This window comes from Rhodoglobus vestalii (genome assembly GCF_006788895.1).
Taxonomy (GTDB): Bacteria; Actinomycetota; Actinomycetes; order Actinomycetales; family Microbacteriaceae; genus Rhodoglobus; species Rhodoglobus vestalii.
On the sequence record NZ_VFRA01000001.1, the window covers coordinates 603,516 to 624,714 of the forward strand.

Here is a 21,199-nt window from a genome sequence, read left to right on the forward strand (position 1 = left end):
ATCATGGCTGAAAACAGGTGGGATGTCATCGTTATCGGCGCTGGCGCGGTAGGCGAAAATATTGCTGATCGCGCGGTGCAAGGTGGGCTGAGTGTTGTTCTCGTGGAGAGCGAACTCGTCGGCGGTGAGTGCTCATACTGGGCTTGTATGCCGTCGAAGGCACTCATCCGCAGCGGACTCGCCCTCCGTGCGGCCCAACGCGTCGATGGCACAGCGCAGGCCGTCACCGGAGACATCGACGTCGCCGCCCTGCTCGCCCGTCGCGACAGCTTCACAAGCAATTGGGATGACGCGGGCCAGGTGCGCTGGGTCGAGAAAGCGGGCATTGATCTTCGCCGGGGTCACGCTCGGCTCGACGGCGCCAAACGAGTGATCGTCACAGACGACAACGGCGACGTTACAACGCTTAACGCGAATCATGCCGTCGTCGTCGCGACCGGATCCGATCCCAAACTTCCCGACATTTCCGGACTAGTGGATGCCCAGCCCTGGACCCCGCGCGAAGCAACCTCGGTCAAGGAGGTTCCCGAATCGTTCGCCATCATCGGCGGAGGAGTCGTCGGGGTTGAGATGGCGACCGCCTACCTCGACCTTGGCTCGAAAGTGACACTCTTTGCACGCAGTGGACTGCTCAACGGTCAAGAAGACTTCGCAGGCGACCTTGTTGCGAAAGCGCTCCGCGCGCGCGGCGCCACCATCGTCACGGCGTCTCCCACGCGAGTGAAGCGCACCGCCCACGGGGTCGAGATTGAGACCGAGACTGAGAGTTTTACAGCATCCGAAATTCTGATCGCAACGGGTCGAACCGCGCGCACGAGCGACATCGGTCTCGACACGGTCGGGCTCCCGGTGGGCGACTGGCTGTCGGTGGACGACACCATGCTCGTGCACGACACCGACTGGCTTTATGCCGTCGGCGACGTGAATCATCGTGCCCTACTCACGCATCAGGGCAAGTATCAGGCGCGCGCGGCTGGTGACGTCATCGTCGCCCGAGCAAAAGGCGAGCCGGTGGATGACGCACCCTGGGGCTCCCACGTTGCTACCGCAGACCACGGCGCTGTTCCGCAGGTGACGTTCACCGATCCGGAGGTCGCTTCGGTCGGCATCATGTCTGCCGATGCCCAGAAGCAGGGCATCGACGTGCAGATTGTTGACTACAACATCGGCTGGGTTGCTGGAGCAAGTCTGCAGGCTGATAACTATGAGGGCCAGGCCCGGCTCGTGATCGACCGCGAGCTTCAGGTGATTGTCGGCGCAACCTTTGTCGGTCAGGATGTCGCGGAACTGTTGCACTCAGCCACAATTGCGATCGTGGGCGAGGTCCCTATCGCCAGGCTCTGGCATGCGGTTCCCTCGTACCCCACGATCAGTGAAGTGTGGTTGCGCCTACTCGAAGCCGTTGGTCGGCCATAGCGACAGAAGGGCTGCGGTCTATCCCGCTGTATCTGCTGGCGGGGCCTAACCCACGGCTTGTCGAAGAAACTTTGCTCGCCGCTAGTTGGAGCTGAGCAGTCGTGCGGGACCCTCGTGGGCAACCCAGGCGTAGACGGTGCTCTCACCGAACGCGCTCACGGGGAGCATTTCGCTCAACCACGCATCCATGGAACGGGTGAGGCTTTGGCCGCGCTCGCGCAGCAACCAGCAGACGCTGAAACGGCCGGGCGCCGAGAGCACTCGGATGTCGGCAGCGGTATCGACCTCGATGAACACTTGACCCCGTGCGCGGGCCGGAAGGCTCGCCAGAATCATTGCAATGGTATCGATCGAGGTCTCGTCTCCCGCGAGCAGCACGCGATTAGCCGACTGGGGGTTCCAGGCGATCTGCGGCGTGAATAGTTCAGGAAACATTGTCTCTAGTATAGGCATGCCTTACCTAAATCGCACAGCCCTCTCGGGGTATTCCAAGCAGCAAATGTGGTCAGCGATAGTACGCCCGAAGCTAGGCAAAGGTTTGCGATTGACCGGGACTCGGCGCTAGCTCCGAAACGCTACCGGATGCCGCGTGCCCCACTGAAAGCGCCGCTCCAGTTGCGCCCCAATCGCCAGCAGCACATCTTCGCGCCCAGGCCGCCCAATCAGCTGCACTCCCATGGGCAGCCCCTCAGCGGTCTCGTGCACCGGAAGGCTGATCGCGGGGAGGCCTGCGACGTTCACGAAACTCGTCCACGGCGTGTACTGCACCTGTTTTGCGAAGTTCTCGAAGGCATCCTCGGCATGAAACCACCCCAGCGGCCTCGGCGTCATCGCCATCGCCGGGGTAAGCACCGCGTCATATGCGGCGAACTGGTGGATGACGCTGCGCTCAAATCGAGACAGCGTTGCGATGGCAATACCAACGTCGCGCGCGCCCATCCGGCGTCCGCTTTCGATGAGCCATTTCGTGAGGGGTTCCGCGAGCTCAAGTTGTTCGCCGTCGAGGGGGATTCCTGCGGCTCCCGCTTGCCACAGCACGGTGAATGCTTCGGCGTATTCGGGTGAGGGCGTTAGACCAAACTCTTGGCTGCCGTGGCCGAGCTGGTCGAGGGCTTCGCGAGCGAGGTCGAGGGCTTCCTGCGCTTCGGGAGAAACGCTGATCTCATAGGTGTCGTCCCACGGCGAGGTGGTCATGACGCCGATGCTGAAGGTTCCTTCGCCGCGGATGGCGGCGTTGAGGAAGGCTCCGCCATCCCACGTGGGCGGCGTGACCGAGTATGGCGATGGCCCGGCGAGCGCGTCGAGCAAGAGTGCAGCATCCGCCACGGTGCGGGCGATGGGACCGGCAACGGGCAGCTGCCCGAGACTGCCGAAGCCGCTGCCGGAGGGCACGCGCGCGCGGGAGGGTTTGAGGCCGACGAGTCCGGTGGCTGCGGCGGGGATGCGGATGGAGCCTCCACCGTCTGAGCCGGGGGCGAAGGGCAGCAGGCCCGCCGAGACGGCTACTGCTGCTCCCCCGCTGCTGCCGCCTGACCCCAACGACGTGTTCCACGGATTCACCGCGGGGGCATCCGAGAGCGGCTCGGTGTAGGCGGGGAGGCCAAACTCGGGCGTCGCAGTCTTGCCGAGACTGATCGCCCCCGCGTCATCCAACACGTCGACGATTTCGTCGGATACCTCGGGCACGAAGTCTGCGAAGGCGCGTGATCCATAGGCGGTGCGCACTCCGGCGCGGGCCCAGAGGTCTTTCTCTGCCGAGGGTAAGCCCCAGAGGGTGGATGCTCGGCTCCCCGCCTGCTCGAGCTCTGCTGCCTGAGCCCGTGCGGCATCCGCGGTCACGACGGTGAAGGCGCCGAGCTCAGGGTTCAGACGCTCGATGCGGTCGAGGTAGTGGCTCACGAGTTCGCCCGGTGTTAGCTCCCCGGCGCGCAGGAGGTTCAGTTGTTCGTTCGCGGTGAGGTGATGAAGTTCTGACACTCGTTCAGCCTAAAGAACTTGACAAAGCCCCGCCATGCTGATTGGTTAGTTACATAACCAACTAACCAATCGAGTAATCGCAGGAAAGGAGGCACACATGGATGACTCACGCCCAATCTTCGCGCAGCTCGCCGAGAACATCGAAAACGACATCATCTCTGGCGCGCTCCCCGAAGAGGGCCAAGCGCCCTCAACCAACGAATTCGCGGCCTTCTACCGCATCAACCCCGCCACCGCCCTCAAGGGCGTCAACGTGCTCGTCGATGCAGGAATTCTCTACAAGAAACGAGGTATCGGAATGTTTGTCGCCTCCGGCGCTCAAGAACAACTCACAGGTGCACGGCGCGACAAGTTCAGCAGCGAATATGTGCGCCCGCTCTTGGCCGAAGCAGAAAAGCTCGGCATCGACTCCACCCAACTCACTCAGATGATCGCCAAGGAGGCGAAGAACTCATGACGTCAACCATTGAGGTAAACAACCTCACGAAGCGCTTCGGAAAAGTCATCGCCGTGAACGACGTGAGCTTCTCTGTTGCTGAGAACAAGATTTATGGTCTTCTCGGTCGCAACGGCGCAGGCAAGACCACGCTCATGCAGCTGCTCACCGGCCAAGATTTCGCGAGCGAAGGCACCATTTCCCTGTTTGGGCAGGCGCCCGTTGAGAACGCCAAGGTGCTGCAGAACACGTGCTTCATCAAAGAAAGCCAGCGCTACCCCGAAGACTTCCGCCCCAAGGATGTCTTCACGACTGCGCCGTGGTTCTTCGCGAACTGGGATCAGAAGTTTGCCGAGCGACTAGTCGCCGACTTCCGACTCCCCCTCGACCGTCGCATCAAGAAGCTCTCCCGCGGCCAGCTCTCCTCCATCGGCGTAATCGTCGGACTCGCCTCGCGCGCACCGCTCACCTTCTTCGATGAGCCCTACCTGGGATTGGATGCCGTGGCCCGCCACATCTTTTATGACCGCCTTCTTGAGGACTACGCCAACCACCCGCGCACCGTCGTGCTCTCCACCCACCTCATTGACGAGGTCAGCAATCTGCTTGAACACGTTCTCGTCATCGACGAAGGCGCGATGCTCATCAATGAGGATGCCGAAACCCTGCGCAACCGCGCTACCACTGTCGTAGGTATGAAGACCGCCGTTGACGCTTTTGTCGGCGAGCGCACAGTGCTGCAGCGCGATGGCATCGGCGGGCTCAGCTCGGTAACCGTTGCGGGGCTCAACGAGAGCGAGCGCCGCGAAGCGACAGCGGCCGGGCTGGAACTGTCACCGGTGTCGCTACAGCAGCTCATCATTCACCTCACCAGCACCGAGACCACGGAATTCGAGGCCAGCGCATGACAATCACAAGCCCCGCACTCGCACATCCTGCGAGCCCAATGAAACGCATCACCAACGTGGCGCGGCTACACTTCGCGAACCCGTGGACTACTCTCACTCTGCCGTGGATCATTCTTGGCGTGATCTTCATCGGCAACGTGAGCATCTGGTGGATCATCTACTCGGCCTCTCCTGCCGAGAACCGCGCAGACGTGCTGAGCGGGCTGAATTTCGGTGGCGGCAACTTCTTCATCTTCATCTACATGATGGTGGTGGCGATTCAGGCGATGAGCATCACGTTCCCCTACGCACTTGGTTTCGGCGTCACCCGCCGGGATTACTATCTCGGCAGCTCGCTCGCCTTTGTGATCCTTGCCGCGATCTACACCGCGGGGCTCACCATTCTGGCTGCTATCGAAGATGCGACAAATGGATGGGGGTTTGGCGGCAGCCTGTTCGCCACCATTTTCGTCGGCGACACTACGCTTGAGCGCATCTATGTGCAGTTCCTGCTGTTCCTGTTCTTCTTCTTCTTCGGATCAGCAATCGCGACCGTCTGGTTGCGGTGGAAAGCCAATGGGGTGGCTGCATTCTTCATCGTCCTCGGAATACTGTTGGTGGCGGGTCTTGCTCTCGTAACATTCACCGACTCATGGGGTGCCCTCGGTGAGACGCTCGTCAGCCTGGGCCGCATCGGCATTGTGAGCTGGAGCCTGGTCGCCACAGCCATCAGCGCTGTCGCCGGCTTCTTATTGCTGCGTAGAGCAACCCCGCGAAACTCGGCATAGAGCACACCGGCACGAGAGCGGGCTACGCCCCGAGCGATTTCTGCAAAATGTAGGTGCCGACCCAGCGATCGAACTTGAAGCCGACGCGCGTAAGGTGCCCGACCGATTCGAAGCCGAGTTTGTGGTGCAGGTGCACGGAAGCGTCGGCCCCCTCATCCGAAATCACGGCAATGAGTTCGCGGATGCCCGCCTCGCGTCCGCGCTCAATCAGAGCCTCCATGAGAACACGGCCCAGCCCCTGTCCGGTGGCCGCGGGTGAGAGGTAGATCGAGCTTTCGACGGTGTGCCGATAAGCAGCTTTGGGGCGCCACGAGCACATCGCCGCATAGCCAACGGCACGATCGTTGTCATCGGCGGCCACCACAAACGGCATCCCAGCCGATTGCACGGTGGTGCGCTTTAGCTCCATAGTTTCGGCGGTCACCGCACCGACGTCGAAGGTGACGACAGTGTTCAGCACAAAGTGGCCGTAGATTTCGGCGAGCGCACCAGCATCACTGGCTGTGGCATCTCTCAACTGGAATGCGATGGGGTTCTCCCGGGGTGTGGGTAACTGAGAAGACTATTTTAGGGGTCGATGCGCCAGTCGATTGCCGCTCCTCCCTGCGCCTCAAGCGCAGCGTTAACCCGGCTGAAGGGCTGTGAACCAAAAAAGCCCCGACTGGCCGACAGTGGGCTCGGGTGCGGGCTCACGACCACTGGTGTGTCGCCAAGCAAAGGGACGATGGATGCCGCATCTTTCCCCCACAGCACGGCGACAAGTGGTTGCGGCCGTTCCGCGAGAGCCCGAATCGCGTGGGCGGTCACCTCTTCCCAGCCGTGACGGCGGTGCGAGCCGGTCTCCGCTACCTGCACCGTCAGCACCCTGTTGAGCAGCAGCACGCCCTGGCGCTGCCATGCGCTGAGGTCGCCGTGCGCTGCAGGCGGGATGCCAAGATCGTCCTTCAGCTCCCGATAGATGTTGGCGAGGCTGCGTGGCAACGGCCGCACCTCTCGGTCAGTCGAGAATGCCAAGCCGATCGGATGCCCGGGAGTCGGGTACGGGTCTTGCCCCACAATCAGCACCCGCACGTCGTCGAACGGGGTCTGGAAGGCGCGCAGCACAGCCTCCGGCTCCGGCAACCACGGCCGCCCCACCTCGGTCTCGTGGTCAAGAAATTCCCCAACAGCGTCTAACTCTGCGGCCATGGGCTGCAACAGGCGAGCCCACCCCGGGTCGACACTGCAGAGATCCATAGCAGTACGCTAGCTTCTGCCGACCGAACCGATAGCATCCGTTCATGTCATTGCTGCGTGGAAAATCCGGTGCCATCACGATGGGCCTCATCGGCTACCTGTTCTTTGTCGAACTGGTGAGCGGAATCATTCAGGGGTACTACATCCCGCTGATTCCCGATCTAGTTGAGCATTTGGGCATCCGTGATGCTGACTTCAACTGGTTCGAGGCCGCACAACTGCTGCTGAGCGCCATTGTGGTGCCGATTCTGGCGAAGCTCGGCGACATGCACGGCCACAAGCGCATCCTGCTGGTTTCGACAGTGCTGACGGCCGGCGCGACCTGGTGGTTAGCATTCACCGGTGACTTCACAAGCTTCTTGATCGCATGGGCACTGCAGGGTTTCTACGTTGTGTGGCTCCCGCTCGAAGTAGCACTGATCTTTGATCGCGGGCGCGCGACCGGGTCCGGTGCGTCCCAGACCCGTCGAGCCGCAGGTCTCCTCGTCGTTGCCCTCGAAGCCGGTGCCATCATGGGCGCTCTCGGCGGCGGCCGCATCTTCAAGGTGTTCGACGAAAACGTGCAGCAGACCCTCATGATCCCGGCAATCGCCGTGACCATCGCCTTCTTCGTGATTCTGTTCGGCGTTCCTGAGTCAAAGCCGCTACCGGGCCGCTCGCTCGACTTCTGGGGTTTCGTGATCCTCACAATCGGGCTCCTACTGATCACCTCTGGGCTCACGTTTTTGCGCATCAATGGGCCAGGCGCACTATGGGTGTACCTGCTGATGCTCGCCGGTGTCGCCACGTTCATTCCGTGGGGCCGCTACGAACTGCGCCAGAAAGACCCCGCAATCGATCTTCGGATGCTGCGAGACCCCAGCATGTGGCCGATCCAACTCACTGCGGGGCTCGTCGGCATCAGCCTCCTCGGGGCCCAGGCGCCGCTAGCAACCTTCGCGGGAACCGACCCCATTAACGGCTACGGGCTCGGCATGGAATCGGACGAGATCTCGTACATCATCGGCGCCTATCTGGTTTCGATGATTGTGGGGGCGTTGCTATTCCCTGTGCTCTCGAAACGGAAAAGCCCGCGGGTGGCCCTCATCGTCGCGACCTTCTTCGTCGCGACTGGTTACCTGATGTTCTTGCCCTTCCACGACACGGTGCTCAGCGTGTTCCTCAACATGAGCGTTGCCGGACTCGGCTCCGGTGCCCTCGTTGGCGCGCTCCCTGCCGCAGCCGCCGCCGCCGCTCCGCGCGGTCAGACCGGCATCGCGACGGCACTCACCAACACGACGAAAACGCTTGGTGGATCGTTCGCCTCCGCGGTCTTCGCGATCGTGCTGGTCGCTGGTGCCGCATCCGCCGTCACCGAAACAGCGTCGAGTCTGCTCGGCTACCTCACGGTCTTTACGATCTGCGGTGTGGGCGCACTCGTCGCGGCGGTGCTGCTATTCCTCGTGCCCAAGCTCGCCTTCGCCGATGTTGTTGATGACATCGACGAACTCGTGCCTGCGATCGAGACAGACGATAAGGTCTAGCGAATCTTCAGTTCGCCCCGGATCATCTTGTGGGGTGCGGCTTGGGCGACAGGCTTCACCGTAATCAGGTCAAGGTTGACGAACGGCGGCAACTCAATGGCGTGCACAATCGTTTCAGCAATGTCTTCGGCAACGAGTGGGTCGGGCACATTGTCGTAGACCGAGTCGGCTTTGGCCGTATCGCCAGCGAAGCGCACAAGCGCAAACTCTTCGGTCTTCACCATTCCGGGCGCAACCTCGATCACCCGAATCGGCTCCCCCGCAAGCTCCAACCGCAGCACAGCAGTGAGGGCGTGCTGGGCGAACTTGGCAGCGTTGTAGCCGCTACCACCCTCGTAAGCAACATGGCCAGCAATCGAGGTGACCATGAGGATGCTCGCGCTCTGACCCGCAACGATTCCCTCGCGCAGCAGCGGCAAGAGCGCACTGGTTACTCGCTTGGTGCCCACAACGTTGACATCGAACATGCGCGTCCAGTCATCCGGGTCGCTGTCCTCGACACTGGCGAGACCAAAAGCCCCACCCGCGTTATTGACGAGGGCATGGATGGGGCCGAGCTCACGCAGGTAGCCGGCGAGAGCGTCAACATCGTTCTGTTTCGTCACATCGGCAACGAAAGTATCGACCCCAGTCTCCGCCGCGAGCGCCGCGAGCCGTTCTTCGCGACGCGCAACGGCGACCACCTGCCACCCGTGTTTCACGAACCGCCTCGCGGTCGCTTCGCCAATTCCCGAACTTGCTCCCGTAACCACTACTCGCCGATTCACCATTCCTCCAAAGTAGCGGTATTACACTTCAACGAATGACCGGAGTATCTCTCGGCGGCCCGCGGGCCGCCCGCACCCCCAAGGTGCGCACACCGCAGTGGGATAACGCCCGCTTTCTTGCCGTCACCCTCGTGGTAATCGGCCACGGCATCCAGCGGCTCACCTACGAATCCAACAACGCTCTCGCGTTGTACCTCTTCATCTACGCATTTCATATGCCCGCGTTCGCCATCATCAGTGGCTATTTCTCCAAACCGGGGCCCCCCTCGGCCAAGCAGATGCGTCGCGTGCTCACTGACATCCTGTTGCCGTACTTCATCATGGAAGCCATCTGGTCTCTCGTGAAATTCTTTGCCGAAGGTGAAGCCGATCTCAACCCCTCACAACCCAGCTGGACACTCTGGTTTCTGCTTGCCCTGGGTATTTTCCGGCTCGTGCTTCCCTACCTGGCGCTGCTCCGCTGGCCTCTCGTCTGGGCGGTTATCGCCTCCGTCGGGGTCGGCTACTTCGACAACGTCGATAGCACCTTCTCACTCTCCCGAGCCATCGGCATTCTTCCCTTCTTCGTGCTGGGGTGGAAACTTCGGGAGTGGGGAACCGTCGACCGCTGGCAAACAACCAGACGATCTGTCTGGCTATACCGGGGGCTTGCCGTTGCCGTTCTCGCGGGTTGGCTTGCCATCGTCTTAAGCAACATTGAACTCTGGCGAACCATTGACCTGCGCTTCTGGTTCTTTTACGACGCCTCCTACCACGGGCTGGGCGAAGACCAGTGGTTTGCGGGCGGCGTTCGTCTCGCTCTCATCGTGCTCGCGGTGATTCTTAGCGCCGCGTTCTTCGTACTCGTGCCGCGCCGTCACACCTGGATCACGGATGCCGGGCAGGCCACCATGTACGTCTACCTACTCCACAGCTTCGTTCTCTACCCCCTCCGCGAGAGTGGACTCCTGCAGGATGAACGCACTTCTGCCATGTGGCTGCTGAGCCTCGTTCTCGCCTCGATCGGAGTGGCCCTGGTGCTCTCTACCCCGGTTGTGAAGAAAATCTTCCACCCCATCATTGAACCGAAGCCCCAGTGGCTGTTTGCCCCACTGCCAGACAAATCGCCTGACAAATCGCCTGACAAACCTTGAGTTACGAGATATTTCGCGACTAATTGACCCGGCTGCGCCCTGTCTTTAGGCTCACAGTGTGGCGGACATCCCGATCCACCAACCGACCTAGGGGGCCGCCGTGAGCGACTGGAACTTTGAAACCAAGCAGATCCACTCGGGCGCGCAGCCTGACCCCACCACCAACTCCCGGGCGACCCCGATCTACAAGACCACGGCCTACGTGTTCAACGACGCCGACCATGCCAAGAACCTCTTTGCGCTGGCCGAGTTCGGCAACATCTACACCCGCATCCAGAACCCCACCCAGGATGTCGTGGAGCAGCGGGTTGCCGCCCTCGAAGGCGGGACCGCAGCACTGTTGCTCGCTTCCGGCCAGTCGGCAACCACCTTCGCCGTTCTCAACATTGCTCAGGCTGGCGATCACATCGTCTCGTCATCCTCTGTCTACGGCGGAACCTACAACCTCTTCAAGTACACGCTTGCCAAGCTCGGCATCGAAACCACGTTCGTTGAGAATCAGGATGACGCCGCCGAGTGGGCTGCCGCGGTACGACCCAACACCAAGCTGCTATTTGCCGAGACCATCGGTAACCCGCGCATTAACGTGCTCGATATCGAACTCGCTGCCGAGGTTGCGCACGCCAACGGAGTGCCACTGATCGTTGACAACACGATCGCCACTCCGTACCTGATCCGCCCGCTCGAGCACGGTGCTGACATCGTGGTTCACTCGGCGACCAAGTTCTTGGGCGGCCACGGTACGGTGCTCGGTGGTGTGATCGTTGATGGTGGCAAGTTCGAGTGGTCGAAGAACGTGGAAAAATTCCCGGGTCTCACCGAGCCCGACCCCTCCTACCACGGTGCGAGCTACACCGGCGTGCTCGGCGATGCCATCGCCTACATCATCAAAGCGCGCGTTCAGTTGTTGCGTGACCTCGGATCCGCCATTTCTCCGGACAGCGCATTCTCGCTGATTCAGGGAATTGAAACCCTCAGCCTGCGCATCGAACGCCACGTCCAGAACGCGCAAGAAGTTGCCGAATGGCTCGATAACCACAACGACGTCGACGTCGTGTACTACGCCGGGCTCCCCACGAGCCCGTGGTATGCCAACGCCAACAAGTACGCACCCAAGGGTGTCGGCGGAGTTCTCTCCTTCGAACTCAAGGGCGGAGTGGATGCCGGACGCTCGTTCGTCAACGGCGTCTCACTGTTCAGCCACGTTGCCAACATCGGTGACGTGCGCAGCCTCATCATTCACCCCGCGTCGACCACCCACTCACAGCTCTCGCCCGAGCAGCAGTTGACCGCCGGAGTGACACCAGGACTGGTGCGTCTCTCGGTGGGTCTCGAGAACATCGAGGACATCAAGGCTGACCTGCAGGCAGGTTTTGATGCGGCACGCACAAAGACCGCTGAGGTTCGCGCTCGCGTCTAGGACTCTTGACAGCGGCGGCGGTGTTCCTTGGACACTGTCGTCGCTGTGGTCGCCGTAATAATTTCGTACCGTACGTCATTGTTGACGATACTTGAGAGACATGGACTGGCAAACACCCGAAGACACCGTTCCTTCGGCATTTATCACCGACGCAAACGTGCGTTCGCTCCTCGGCAAGCCCCCAGCAACGGGCGCGTGGCGTGAGGGCGATCCGGTCGGTCAACGCCAGTTCATCACCGTCACTGACCTTGCGCTGGAGTTCAGCGGCCTACTTCCCTCGGCGCGCATCGCCTACGAGACGCACGGCACTCTCAACGACGCCGCATCCAACGCAATCCTCGTGGCGCACGCCCTCACGGGTGACAGCCACATTGTGGGCAATCCCGGCAACGGACAGTCAACTGCCGGATGGTGGAACGACTTAGTCGGACCAGGGAAAGCTATCGACACCAACCGCTGGTTCGTCGTTTCCCCCAATATTTTGGGCGGCTGCCAGGGCAGCACCGGTCCGGCGTCTCACGCCCCCGATGGTGCGGAGTTCGGCGCCCGCTTCCCGTTCATCACCATTCGCGATCAGGTTGCAGCCCAGGTTGCTCTGAGCAACGCCCTCGGTATTGATCGGTGGGCTGCCGTGATCGGCGGTTCGATGGGCGGGATGCACGCGCTCGAGTGGGCGGTCGGGCATCCTGATCGGCTCGAAAGGGTCGCGATCCTCGCCGCACCTCCGGTGTCGACCGCAGACCAGATCGGGCACAATTCGGTTCAAGTGGAGTCAATCCGCACCGATCCTGCCTTTGCCGATGGCGCCTACTATGACGCCGCCGATGGCGATGGTCCGCATCGCGGGCTTGCGCTGGCCCGACGACTGGCACTGCTCAACTATCGTTCGCCCGATGAGCTCAATGACCGTTTTGCTCGCACCTGGCAGAGCGAGGTAAGCCCGTGGGGTCGCGGTGGCCGCTATGCGGTCGAAAGCTACCTCGATTTTCATGGCAACAAGTTTGCGCGCCGTTTCGACGCCAACAGTTACATCACGCTGGTTGAGGCAATGAGTTCGCATGATGTTGCCCGTGGTCGCGGAACGCTTCAGCACGCTCTTGCCACAGCTACGATGCCCGCGCTCGTGCTCGGCATCGACAGCGACCGGCTATTCCCCGTCTCGGGCCAAGAAATCATTGCCGAACACCTACCCGGCAACATCGACGGTGCACGGCCCCACGTCATCCACTCGCCTTTTGGGCACGACGGGTTCCTCATCGAATCCACAATTGTGGGTGCCCAACTGGAGCGTTTGCTCAGTCTCTAGAGCCAGCTAGAGCGGCCCAGAGTCGCCTTGAGTCACCCAGAGTCACCTCGAACGCACCAGCCTGACGCCCCACACGGCCGTTTCTGCAGGACACAGAACGGTGCGCCACCCCCGACCGAGGGTAGAAATGTGGGAACATTACCTGCAATGGACCTCACGGCAAAAGAACGGGATCGCCTATTACAGCGCAGCGCGCGAGTAGCGAGCCTGAGTTTTCTGTGCGTTTCGATCCTGTGCCTTATGCTGCCCGGTGCCGTGCCCGTGATGACCCTCATGCTGTGTTTACCCCTCTATCTATTTATTGGGGTCATGCAGTTTCAGTTGGGCAACAGTCGTTCGCTCGGCTGGGTCGCGCCGGCTTTCTTCGCCGGAATTCTCGCAATCGTACTGATTTCGCAAACCCCGGGGGGCCCGACTCAGGCAGGCCTCTCCGCTGCCGCGCAGTTAGCATCGGGGTCGTTGGCGAGTCTCGCTATAGTGCTGACAACTACTCTCGCGCGCCGCCTTATGCTGCTCATTAGTTTTATTGCGGTGGCGGGCACGACAGTGGTGGCATTGCAACCATTTCAGGCGCCCATTCCTACACTCGTGCAGCTCACGTTTGGTTGGCTCCTGGCAACGCTAATCGGACTGTGGATCAGCTCGAGCGTGCCACAAGCGGTTCGCCACATCGCCAGCATCGGGCGCGCTCACCGCGCTGAACGTCAAGCAAGCGAGACAGAGGCGCAACGCCGCCAAGGTGCTCGGCTGCTCCATGACACAGTCCTGGCAACTCTTACCCTGCTCGCACACTCGGGTGTGGGAGTTTCCGCGGATGCGATGCGTCAGCAGGCAGGCGATGATGCACGGCTCCTTCGTCAGTTGCGTCTCGGTGCAACCCCCACCCCGCAGGCGTCCGGTGGCTACAACCTCAGCACACCGGTAAGTGAGACGGTGCTGGGCACGACCCTGGAGTCGGTCAAACAACGCTTCGGTCGCATGGGCCTCGAAGTGAGTTGGCATGGCACCGGTCAAGTGCTCTTGCCGAGTGAAGTGCTTGACGCGTTCCTGTTGGCTCTCGCAGAGTGTTTGGAAAATGTCCGGCGTCATTCGGGTGTTACCGACGCGCACGTGACAATCACCGAGGATGAGACAACCGTGCGAGCAATGATCACCGATTCCGGGGTTGGCTTTGTTCTCGATGACGTTCATTCCGCCAGTCTCGGATTCAAGGAGTCGGTTGTCGCGCGACTCAAGGAGGTTGGTGGTCAGGCTCGCCTTTTCTCCACACCGGGGTCAGGCACAACGGTTGTGTTGGAGGTCCCACGGTGATCTACGCGCCTCCCGAAGAAAATACTCTTGGCGTCATCATCGGCGGCGGGCCGTACCGCGCTAAAAGTGCAACCGTCCGGCGACTGTCCAACACTGATACTCCGCGGCTTACAAGCCTAGGGACCGGCTTTGTCGGCGTCGGCGCTGCCGTACTGGTGAGCTTGCGAGCAATCTACGGACTCGCTTGGCTCATCGCCCAGTGGGAGCTCTACCCCAATCCTGTCCCAGCTGCGGCGGCCTGGATCATCCTCATAATCCTGATCGCGGGAACCATCACGGCGGTTCAGTTTCTGAACGGCCAATTTCCCCATTGGATGTTCGCATTCTTGCTCTTGGGGCTCGCCACCGTTGTGGCGCTCGACCTGTATTCCATCTGGGCACTCCGCGATATCGGCGGGCACGCAACGGCCGCGATCGCCGCGGGCATGACGCTGTTGCTCATTATTACGGTCCGCCCCAGTTCGCACATCGCCATCGCTGTCTCCGTACTCGGTGTGGCCCTGGCGGTAGCCGTAGTCATCAACGTTCCGTTGAATTCTGACTCGATCGCGCCACAAATCACCGCCATCTCGTTCGCGGTGCTCCCGACCGTGATCGGACTCGCCGTGATACGGAATTTCCGTCGCCTTGTGCAGGTAGAGCTGGATCGAGTGCTCGTGCAGAGCACTCTCACTGCGCCACGGTTTGCGGTCGGCATGATGGCATCCGAAGAACTTGCTCGACTCGACCTGGCCGCAGAAAAGCTGCTCGACTCGGTAGCAAACGGATCGACACGACTTCCGCTCGCTCCCAAAGTTGCCTCAACAGCAGCATCGCTGGCCACCGAGCTGCGTCTCCACTTGATTGAAGGCCGACGCGAGACCTGGCTCTACCACGCGATTACCGAGTCGGATCTGCTCGGCAAAGCAGTGACGCTGACCGACCGGGGCAGCCTCGCTGGGCTCCTCGACCCCGGCCAGCGCGACGGGCTGCTCTCTGCTGCATGGCTACTCGTTGCCGACACCGCCAAACGTGGTTCTCGAAGCTCGGTTCATATAACGATCGCCCCATCGGCAAACGTTGTAGCCCCCGGCTTCGAAGAAAAGGTGGCGATCGCAATCACCATCACTTCCCGTGGCGTGATCCGAAACCGAATAGACGCCTCCACGTGGCAAGCTGTCACAAAAGTGGGGGGCTACACCGACTCCACCCAGAATTCCAGCGTGCGGCTCGATATCGAATGCCTTGTCGACAACCCTGCCGACCAGTAGCTTCACAAAATAATACGATCAACTAGAGGAATTCATCGTGACTGAATCAACCAAGCACATCCGACTCGCAATCGTCGACGACCATCGAATGCTGCTCGGCGCTCTCACCGAGTGGATCCGAAAAGCTGCCGCCGATATCGACATGGTCGTCGCTGTCCCCACGTGGCCCGAGCTCACGATCCATCCCGAGTTTCCGGTTGATGTCGTGTTGCTCGACCTCGATCTCAAAGATAACATTCCGGTGTCACTGAAGATCAACACGCTCAAGTCAATGGGCGTCTCCGTCGTTCTCATGAGCACCTATTCCGAGCCGAACGTGGTGCGCGAAGCTCTCGCCGCGGGCGCTCTCGGGTACCTCGTCAAGAGCGAAGATGCCGACATGATCGTTGAAGCCATCCGTGCCGCCGCGAAGGGCGAATCATTTGTGTCTGCCGAACTCGACCTCGCCCTCAACGCTAAAGAAATCGGTGGTGCTCCCAAGCTGAGCGCTCAAGAACGCCGCGTGATGGCACTGTATGGCGGCGGCGAGCCCGTGAAGTCCGTCGCATACCAACTCAGTATTTCTGAAGAAACCGCTAAGAGCTACCTCAAGCGTATCCGTGAGAAGTATCGCGTTGCGGGCTTCGATGTTGGCACAAAGGTGGCACTGCGCAAACGTGCGCTCGAAGACGGGATCCTCGTCGAAACCGACACTATGCGCCACCTCTAGCAGTTAGCTCTCTGAGCGAATGATTGCCTTTTCGAGGCGTTCGACCTTGCCCAGCATCTCGTCAGTGTGACCGGGGCGGATATCGGCCTTCAGCACAAGAGAGACCCGTGACCCAAAGACACCGACGGCTTCAGTCGCCGCTTTCACTACGGCGAAAACTTCATCCCAGTCGCCTTCGATTGTGGTGAACATCGAGTCCGTTTGATTGGGCAACCCGGAGTCTCGAACCACTTTTACCGCAGCTGCCACAGCGTCGTGCACTGAATCTGTGGTGCCCGGCCCCCCACTGGGTGCTACTGAGAATGCGACGATCATGATGACTCCTTTGCTCGTGAACTAATCGTTGGCGTTGCGACCCCTACGGCGTTTCCCTGGGGACGTGATGGGCTCACAGACAATTCTGGGGTAAGCCTGACGAGCCCCACAATCGCCCACACTAACAAAACTATGAGCAGCAGATTTCTGACGCTCACCAGGGTGATCATTGTGGGGTTTGTCGCCAAAAGCAGGTGGTAGAGATACGGATAGATGCTGTGCGTGAGTGCCGCAATGACAAAGGCGAGTGCCGCCGGCGCACGAAAGCTTGGGGCCCCATGAACCCTGCCCGCGAGAAGTCCAAGCACAATCGGCACCGCAAGCCACGAGATGAACTGGGGGGAGCCCACCTTATTCACGACGATCAGGGCCACGACGAGCGCGAGGCTCAGCAGCGGCAGAACCCTGAAGGCAGCGACACCGGAGTGCACTTGGCGAACACCAAGCAGCGCGATCACGAGCACAATCAACCCGAGGAGCGGGGTAACTGCGGTGGCGGCAAGCTGCACTCCAGCGCCCGCGACCTGAAACGTCAATATTTGAGCGTCGTAATAGATGAACGTGTCGGGCACACCGGCAACAATCTGCCACAACCAGATTCCCGCTACGGGCGACTCAATCTGAACGCCACGTCCCGTTTGCTGGGTGATGAAGCTAAGCACGTTCCATTCAGCGCCCGCGAGCAGTGCGAACACCGCGATCGTTGCGCTGGTAGCCGCGGCAGCAATGACAATCTTTCCGCGAGCGCGCATCGCGATCACTGCGGCAAGGAGCAGAGCTGCCGGCCACACTTTGATCCACGTGGCACAGGCCAAAACGATTCCGGCGGTCTGCGGCTGCGACTGAAGCAGCCGAACGCCCACAATCGCAAGGGCCACCGTGATCGTGTCGATTCTGGCCAACGCTATCGGACCGAGCACGATGAGAAACCCTGCCCACCACCATCCCGCAATCATTCCTGAACGCGAACGCCCCCAGCGTGTCAGAAAACCCAGGGCGACCACATTGACAAGAAAAACAATGAACAGCCACACGGTCGCAATATTTTCGAGACCGAAGGTCACAGACGCCAGGATCGGCACGAGCGCCAGCACAGGGTAAACCCACGGGGCATCGACGCCAACAACAACTCCAGAAGCGTAGGCCTGTTGCGCCCAACCCGCGTAGACGATCGTGACATCGCCCAGGGGCAAGCCCGGCGCAAAAATGTTCAGCAGGCCGAGTACGAGATGGACCCATACGAACGTCAGCAACAGCGCAACGGCTCCGACCGCGCGGTTGACGCTCATGCGGGACCGGAACCGGAGCCGGAGCCGGAGCCGTTGCCGGGACCGGAGCCGTTGCGGTTGCTCACGAGCTCAGCAACAACTGCCGGCACGGATTCACACAGGTCGAGAATCGTGAGCGGCCCACCGCCACTGGCGCGCTCGGCAGCCCTGCCATGAATGAAGGATGCCGTGGCTGCGAGTCCCACCAGCAGGCTCGGGTCGGCCATCACCCCGTCACTATGCGTAGCGACGAGTGCACCCAGAATTCCGCCGAGCGCGTCGCCTGCCCCTGCTGTAGCGAGCCAGACTGGCGCAGACGCAACAGCCACCGTAGCAACCCCGTCAGTCACATAAGTGGTGTGTCCCTTAATGAGTACAGTGATTCCCAGTCGTTGGGCTGCCTCGATTGCCCACTTTCTGGGGTCGTCAGCGATACTCTCGACCGGCTCATCCAGCAGCCGACCAAGCTCACGAAAATGTGGGGTAATCACCACGGGGCCCGATGAACGCTCAGCCACATCGAGCGCTCCCCCATCGAGAACCAGTGGAACGGTGGTCTGTAGGGCTTCGGCGATACGGGCTTCAGCAGCATCTTCACGGTGCGCGAAGTCCATTCCCGAGCCGATAAGCCACGCCTGCACCCGCCCTTCAGCCGTGACCACTTCGGGCCGACGCTGCAACACCAGTTCTTGCGCACGCTCAGGCCCGAGGTAACGAACCATGCCGAGCCCCGTGCGCAGCGCGGCCTCTACTCCCAGAACTGATGCTCCCGGATAGTGAACTGATCCGGTGATCACACCCAACACACCTCGGCTGTATTTGTCGTCATCTCGTCCGGGGACTGCGATAAACCGTGCAGCGTCACTAGCACCCCAGATAGCGTCAGTCCCCATGAGAGTTAACGATAGTTGACGAGCGTATTAGCGGCGTCGAGTAGCGTCCTGCACCTCGCCAACAAGCACCTCAATAATGTCCTCTAAGAACAGCACACCCGTGGTTTCCCCGCCGGTGTTGAAGCTGCGCGCTACGTGCACACCCGAACGCCTCATCGTCGCCAGTGCATCTTCGAGATCAGTTTCCTCAAACATCGATAGCAACTGACGAATCCGCTTCGGTGGTACCGGTTCCGCGAACTCACTCTCGTCAAGATCGATCACATCTTTCAGATGCAGATAGCCGGTCGGTTCGCTCGCATCATTCAGCAGAATGTACCGAGAGAAGCCGCGTTGCGCGACCGCCTTCTCGAGGTCTGCCGGTGCGGCGTCTTCGGGCAGTGTCACGAGCCCAGACATTGGAATGGCGACATCCCGAACCTTCTTCGAGGTGAACTCGAATGCACCCGTGAGCGTGCCACCGGAATCCGTCAACACCCCCTCGCGAGTTGACTGAGCCACGATCGTCGCAACCTCATCGAGCGTGAAGACGCTATTGGCTTCGTTCTTCGGCTCAACCTTGAAGAGTCGCAGAATGCCATTGGCAACCGCATTGAGCGAAACGATGATGGGGCGGAAAACGGTCGCGATGAACACCAACGGCGGAGCCAATAGCAGCACCGCACGATCGGGGATCGAGAACGACAGGTTCTTCGGCACCATCTCACCGAGAACGACGTGCAAGAACGAGACAATGATCAGCGCCATGATGAAGGCGATCGTGCTGATGAGTTCTTCGCTCAGCCCGGTCAGAGCCAACGGCACTTCAAGCAGGTGGTGAATCGCCGGCTCGGACACATTCAAGATCAGGAGTGAACAGACGGTGATTCCCAGTTGGCAAGCCGCCAACATGAGCGTCGCATGCTCCATAGCCCAGAGCGCAGTTTTTGCGGCGCGCGAACCCGCCTCGGCGCGCGGTTCGATTTGCGAACGGCGTGCTGAAATGACCGCGAACTCGGCGCCCACGAAGAACGCGTTGACGAGTAGCAGCACGAACAGCCAAACAATTCCCCAGACCTCCATCAGCGCACCACCTCGGCGTCGCTAGCACTCACAATTGGATCGGGCGTAAACCTCACACGGTCGATTCTGCGGCCTTCCAATCGTTCAATTCGGAACACTCCACCCGCAGCGGTAATGGTGTCGCCTGTGCGGGGAACACGGCCGAGTTCACTCATGAGCCACCCCGCCACAGTTTCGTAGGGTCCTTCTTCGGGCACTTCAACCCCGGTGCGTTCCAAAAGCTCATCGGGGCGCAAGATGGCGGGGAACGTAAACCAGTCCCGGGAGCGCACGACGTCGGCTTTAGAACGGTCGTGCTCATCAGAGACTTCCCCGACCAGTTCTTCCACGAGATCTTCCAGAGTGGCAACACCCGCGGTTCCGCCGTACTCATCAACCACAATTGCCATCTGGTAGCCACGGCCACGCAATTCGGCGAGCAGGGCATCCAATCGCATGGTTTCGGGAACTTGAAGTGCTTCGGTCTGAATCGCAGACACAGGCACCTCGGCACGTTTTTTATGCGGCACGGCAACAGCCTGCTTCACGTGCACGAGACCTACAACGTCATCGATGCTGTCATCAATGACAGGGAAGCGAGAGAAACCGGTGCGCTTCGCGAGTTCAATCACATCTTGGGCGCTGTCGGTTCGATCGATGCTGTCCACCCGGGGCCGCGGAGTCATCACATCTTGAGCAGTGTGGTCGGCAAACGCCAGAGTGCGCGCCAGCAGCGTTGCGGTGTCGTTATCGAGGCTTCCTTGGCTTGCGGAGCGCCGCACGAGTGAGGTTAGTTCTTCTGCCGTGCGAGCACCCGAAAGCTCCTCCTTGGGCTCGATACCCACACCGCGCAGGATCGCATTGGCCGTGTTGTTGAGGAGACTCACCGCGGGTTTAAACACCGTGCTGAAGAGCATTTGGAACGGCACAACAAACTTCGCCGTCGCTTTAGGTAGAGCCAGCGCAAAATTCTTCGGCACGAGTTCACCAATAATCATCGATAGCAGAGTGGCAAAAGTGATTGCCACGATCGTGGCAATCACACCCACCGCCGCCGCCGGCAAGACCGCGCCCAGAGGAACAGAGAGCCAGGTACTGAACGCGGGCTCCAGAGTGTAGCCCGCTAGTAGCGTCGTCAGGGTAATGCCAAGCTGCGCGCTCGAGAGATGCGTCGAGGTGTGCTTGAGGGCAGAAATTACGGGGGTCAGCCGCTTCTCGCCGCGTGCCTGACGAGATTCGAGCTCAGAGCGGTCGAGGTTGACGAGCGCAAACTCAGAGGCGACAAAGAATCCGGTGCCGACGGTAAGAACGAGACCGGTGCCAAGCAGCAGCCACTCATTCACGAGACGTCACCGCCCTGGATGGGAGCGGGAGGCTGTGCTGGAGCGGGAGACTGTGTGGGAGCGAAAGACTGTGCTGGAGTGAGAGAAAGGGCGAGAAATAGGTCGTGATCGCGCGAGGTTCGGCCCCGGCGACAACTAGAGGGAGGGTCGTCCATTATGCGATTGAGTATAGGACACAGA

The 21,199-nt window shown here is 60.7% G+C and carries 21 protein-coding genes; 11 read left to right on the forward strand and 10 right to left on the reverse strand.

Annotated elements, in window-relative coordinates:
* Positions 1 to 3 precede the first annotated feature (3 nt).
* Positions 4 to 1,416: a dihydrolipoyl dehydrogenase family protein gene (locus FB472_RS02915; protein ID WP_141989582.1), complete on the forward strand. Its 1,413-nt coding sequence runs from the start codon at positions 4 to 6 to the stop codon at positions 1,414 to 1,416.
* Between the two features lie 81 nt (positions 1,417 to 1,497).
* Here FB472_RS02915 and FB472_RS02920 read toward each other — a convergent pair whose 3' ends face one another.
* Together FB472_RS02920 and FB472_RS02925 are read right to left on the reverse strand one after the other, a co-directional pair.
* Positions 1,498 to 1,851 carry an SIP domain-containing protein gene (locus FB472_RS02920; protein WP_141989583.1) on the reverse strand — a complete coding sequence of 118 codons (354 nt, stop codon included), beginning with the start codon at positions 1,849 to 1,851 and terminating at the stop codon, positions 1,498 to 1,500.
* A 126-nt stretch (positions 1,852 to 1,977) separates the two neighbouring features.
* Positions 1,978 to 3,393: an amidase gene (locus FB472_RS02925; protein ID WP_141989584.1), complete on the reverse strand. Its 1,416-nt coding sequence runs from the start codon at positions 3,391 to 3,393 to the stop codon at positions 1,978 to 1,980.
* A gap of 97 nt (positions 3,394 to 3,490) precedes the next feature.
* On the opposite strand from FB472_RS02925, the gene FB472_RS02930 reads away from it, so the two are divergent.
* From FB472_RS02930 to FB472_RS02940, 3 genes are read left to right on the forward strand one after another with little or no spacing between them, the layout of a single operon-like run.
* Complete coding sequence (locus FB472_RS02930; protein ID WP_141989585.1) at positions 3,491 to 3,850, forward strand: GntR family transcriptional regulator; 360 nt, start codon at positions 3,491 to 3,493, stop codon at positions 3,848 to 3,850.
* Positions 3,847 to 4,737: an ABC transporter ATP-binding protein gene (locus FB472_RS02935; RefSeq protein WP_141989586.1), complete on the forward strand. Its 891-nt coding sequence runs from the start codon at positions 3,847 to 3,849 to the stop codon at positions 4,735 to 4,737. The genes FB472_RS02930 and FB472_RS02935 overlap by 4 nt, the downstream gene beginning before the upstream one ends.
* Positions 4,734 to 5,504, forward strand: a complete 771-nt coding sequence (locus tag FB472_RS02940) for an ABC transporter permease (RefSeq protein WP_141989587.1) — start codon at positions 4,734 to 4,736, stop codon at positions 5,502 to 5,504. Before FB472_RS02935 ends, FB472_RS02940 begins: the two co-directional genes overlap by 4 nt.
* A 22-nt stretch (positions 5,505 to 5,526) precedes the next feature.
* Here FB472_RS02940 and FB472_RS02945 read toward each other — a convergent pair whose 3' ends face one another.
* Both FB472_RS02945 and FB472_RS02950 read right to left on the reverse strand, forming a co-directional pair.
* The gene (locus tag FB472_RS02945) at positions 5,527 to 6,021 is read right to left on the reverse strand and encodes a GNAT family N-acetyltransferase (protein WP_246078048.1); all 495 of its coding nucleotides are present in this window, start codon (positions 6,019 to 6,021) and stop codon (positions 5,527 to 5,529) included.
* A gap of 50 nt (positions 6,022 to 6,071) precedes the next feature.
* Entirely contained in the window at positions 6,072 to 6,740 is a 669-nt protein-coding gene (locus tag FB472_RS02950; protein WP_141989589.1) for a uracil-DNA glycosylase, read from the reverse strand.
* 44 nt (positions 6,741 to 6,784) lie between these two features.
* On the opposite strand from FB472_RS02950, the gene FB472_RS02955 reads away from it, so the two are divergent.
* Positions 6,785 to 8,263 (forward strand): MFS transporter, encoded by a 1,479-nt coding sequence (locus tag FB472_RS02955; RefSeq protein WP_141989590.1) that lies wholly within the window; start codon positions 6,785 to 6,787, stop codon positions 8,261 to 8,263.
* On the opposite strand, the gene FB472_RS02960 is transcribed toward FB472_RS02955, so the two are convergent.
* On the reverse strand, positions 8,260 to 9,033 hold the full coding sequence (locus FB472_RS02960) for an SDR family oxidoreductase (protein ID WP_141989591.1): 774 nt from the start codon (positions 9,031 to 9,033) through the stop codon (positions 8,260 to 8,262). The genes FB472_RS02955 and FB472_RS02960 overlap by 4 nt on opposite strands.
* Before the next feature lie 32 nt (positions 9,034 to 9,065).
* On the opposite strand from FB472_RS02960, the gene FB472_RS02965 reads away from it, so the two are divergent.
* The 6 genes from FB472_RS02965 (at position 9,066) to FB472_RS02990 (ending at position 16,159) form a co-directional block, all read left to right on the forward strand.
* Positions 9,066 to 10,163: an acyltransferase family protein gene (locus FB472_RS02965; protein ID WP_141989592.1), complete on the forward strand. Its 1,098-nt coding sequence runs from the start codon at positions 9,066 to 9,068 to the stop codon at positions 10,161 to 10,163.
* A gap of 100 nt (positions 10,164 to 10,263) precedes the next feature.
* Positions 10,264 to 11,583 (forward strand): bifunctional o-acetylhomoserine/o-acetylserine sulfhydrylase, encoded by a 1,320-nt coding sequence (locus tag FB472_RS02970; RefSeq protein WP_141989593.1) that lies wholly within the window; start codon positions 10,264 to 10,266, stop codon positions 11,581 to 11,583.
* 100 nt (positions 11,584 to 11,683) lie between these two features.
* Positions 11,684 to 12,889 carry a homoserine O-acetyltransferase MetX gene (gene metX, locus FB472_RS02975; RefSeq protein ID WP_141989594.1) on the forward strand — a complete coding sequence of 402 codons (1,206 nt, stop codon included), beginning with the start codon at positions 11,684 to 11,686 and terminating at the stop codon, positions 12,887 to 12,889.
* Between the two features lie 147 nt (positions 12,890 to 13,036).
* Entirely contained in the window at positions 13,037 to 14,200 is a 1,164-nt protein-coding gene (locus FB472_RS02980) for a sensor histidine kinase (RefSeq protein ID WP_141991431.1), read from the forward strand.
* On the forward strand, positions 14,197 to 15,450 hold the full coding sequence (locus tag FB472_RS02985; RefSeq protein WP_141989595.1) for a hypothetical protein: 1,254 nt from the start codon (positions 14,197 to 14,199) through the stop codon (positions 15,448 to 15,450). The genes FB472_RS02980 and FB472_RS02985 overlap by 4 nt, the downstream gene beginning before the upstream one ends.
* 37 nt (positions 15,451 to 15,487) lie before the next feature.
* The gene (locus FB472_RS02990) at positions 15,488 to 16,159 is read left to right on the forward strand and encodes a response regulator transcription factor (protein WP_141989596.1); all 672 of its coding nucleotides are present in this window, start codon (positions 15,488 to 15,490) and stop codon (positions 16,157 to 16,159) included.
* 3 nt (positions 16,160 to 16,162) lie between these two features.
* Here the strand turns inward: FB472_RS02990 and FB472_RS02995 are convergent, their stop codons facing one another.
* From FB472_RS02995 to FB472_RS03015, 5 genes are read right to left on the reverse strand one after another with little or no spacing between them, the layout of a single operon-like run.
* Positions 16,163 to 16,474, reverse strand: a complete 312-nt coding sequence (locus FB472_RS02995; protein ID WP_141989597.1) for a thiamine-binding protein — start codon at positions 16,472 to 16,474, stop codon at positions 16,163 to 16,165.
* Positions 16,471 to 17,763, reverse strand: coding sequence for a glycosyltransferase 87 family protein (locus tag FB472_RS03000; RefSeq protein ID WP_141989598.1), 1,293 nt, complete (start codon positions 17,761 to 17,763; stop codon positions 16,471 to 16,473). The genes FB472_RS02995 and FB472_RS03000 overlap by 4 nt, the downstream gene beginning before the upstream one ends.
* Entirely contained in the window at positions 17,760 to 18,635 is an 876-nt protein-coding gene (locus tag FB472_RS03005) for an ADP-dependent NAD(P)H-hydrate dehydratase (RefSeq protein ID WP_141989599.1), read from the reverse strand. The genes FB472_RS03000 and FB472_RS03005 overlap by 4 nt, the downstream gene beginning before the upstream one ends.
* Positions 18,636 to 18,662: 27 nt before the next feature.
* Complete coding sequence (locus FB472_RS03010) at positions 18,663 to 19,697, reverse strand: hemolysin family protein (protein WP_141989600.1); 1,035 nt, start codon at positions 19,695 to 19,697, stop codon at positions 18,663 to 18,665.
* Complete coding sequence (locus FB472_RS03015) at positions 19,697 to 21,019, reverse strand: hemolysin family protein (RefSeq protein WP_141989601.1); 1,323 nt, start codon at positions 21,017 to 21,019, stop codon at positions 19,697 to 19,699. The genes FB472_RS03010 and FB472_RS03015 overlap by 1 nt, the downstream gene beginning before the upstream one ends.
* Positions 21,020 to 21,199: the final 180 nt, after the last annotated feature.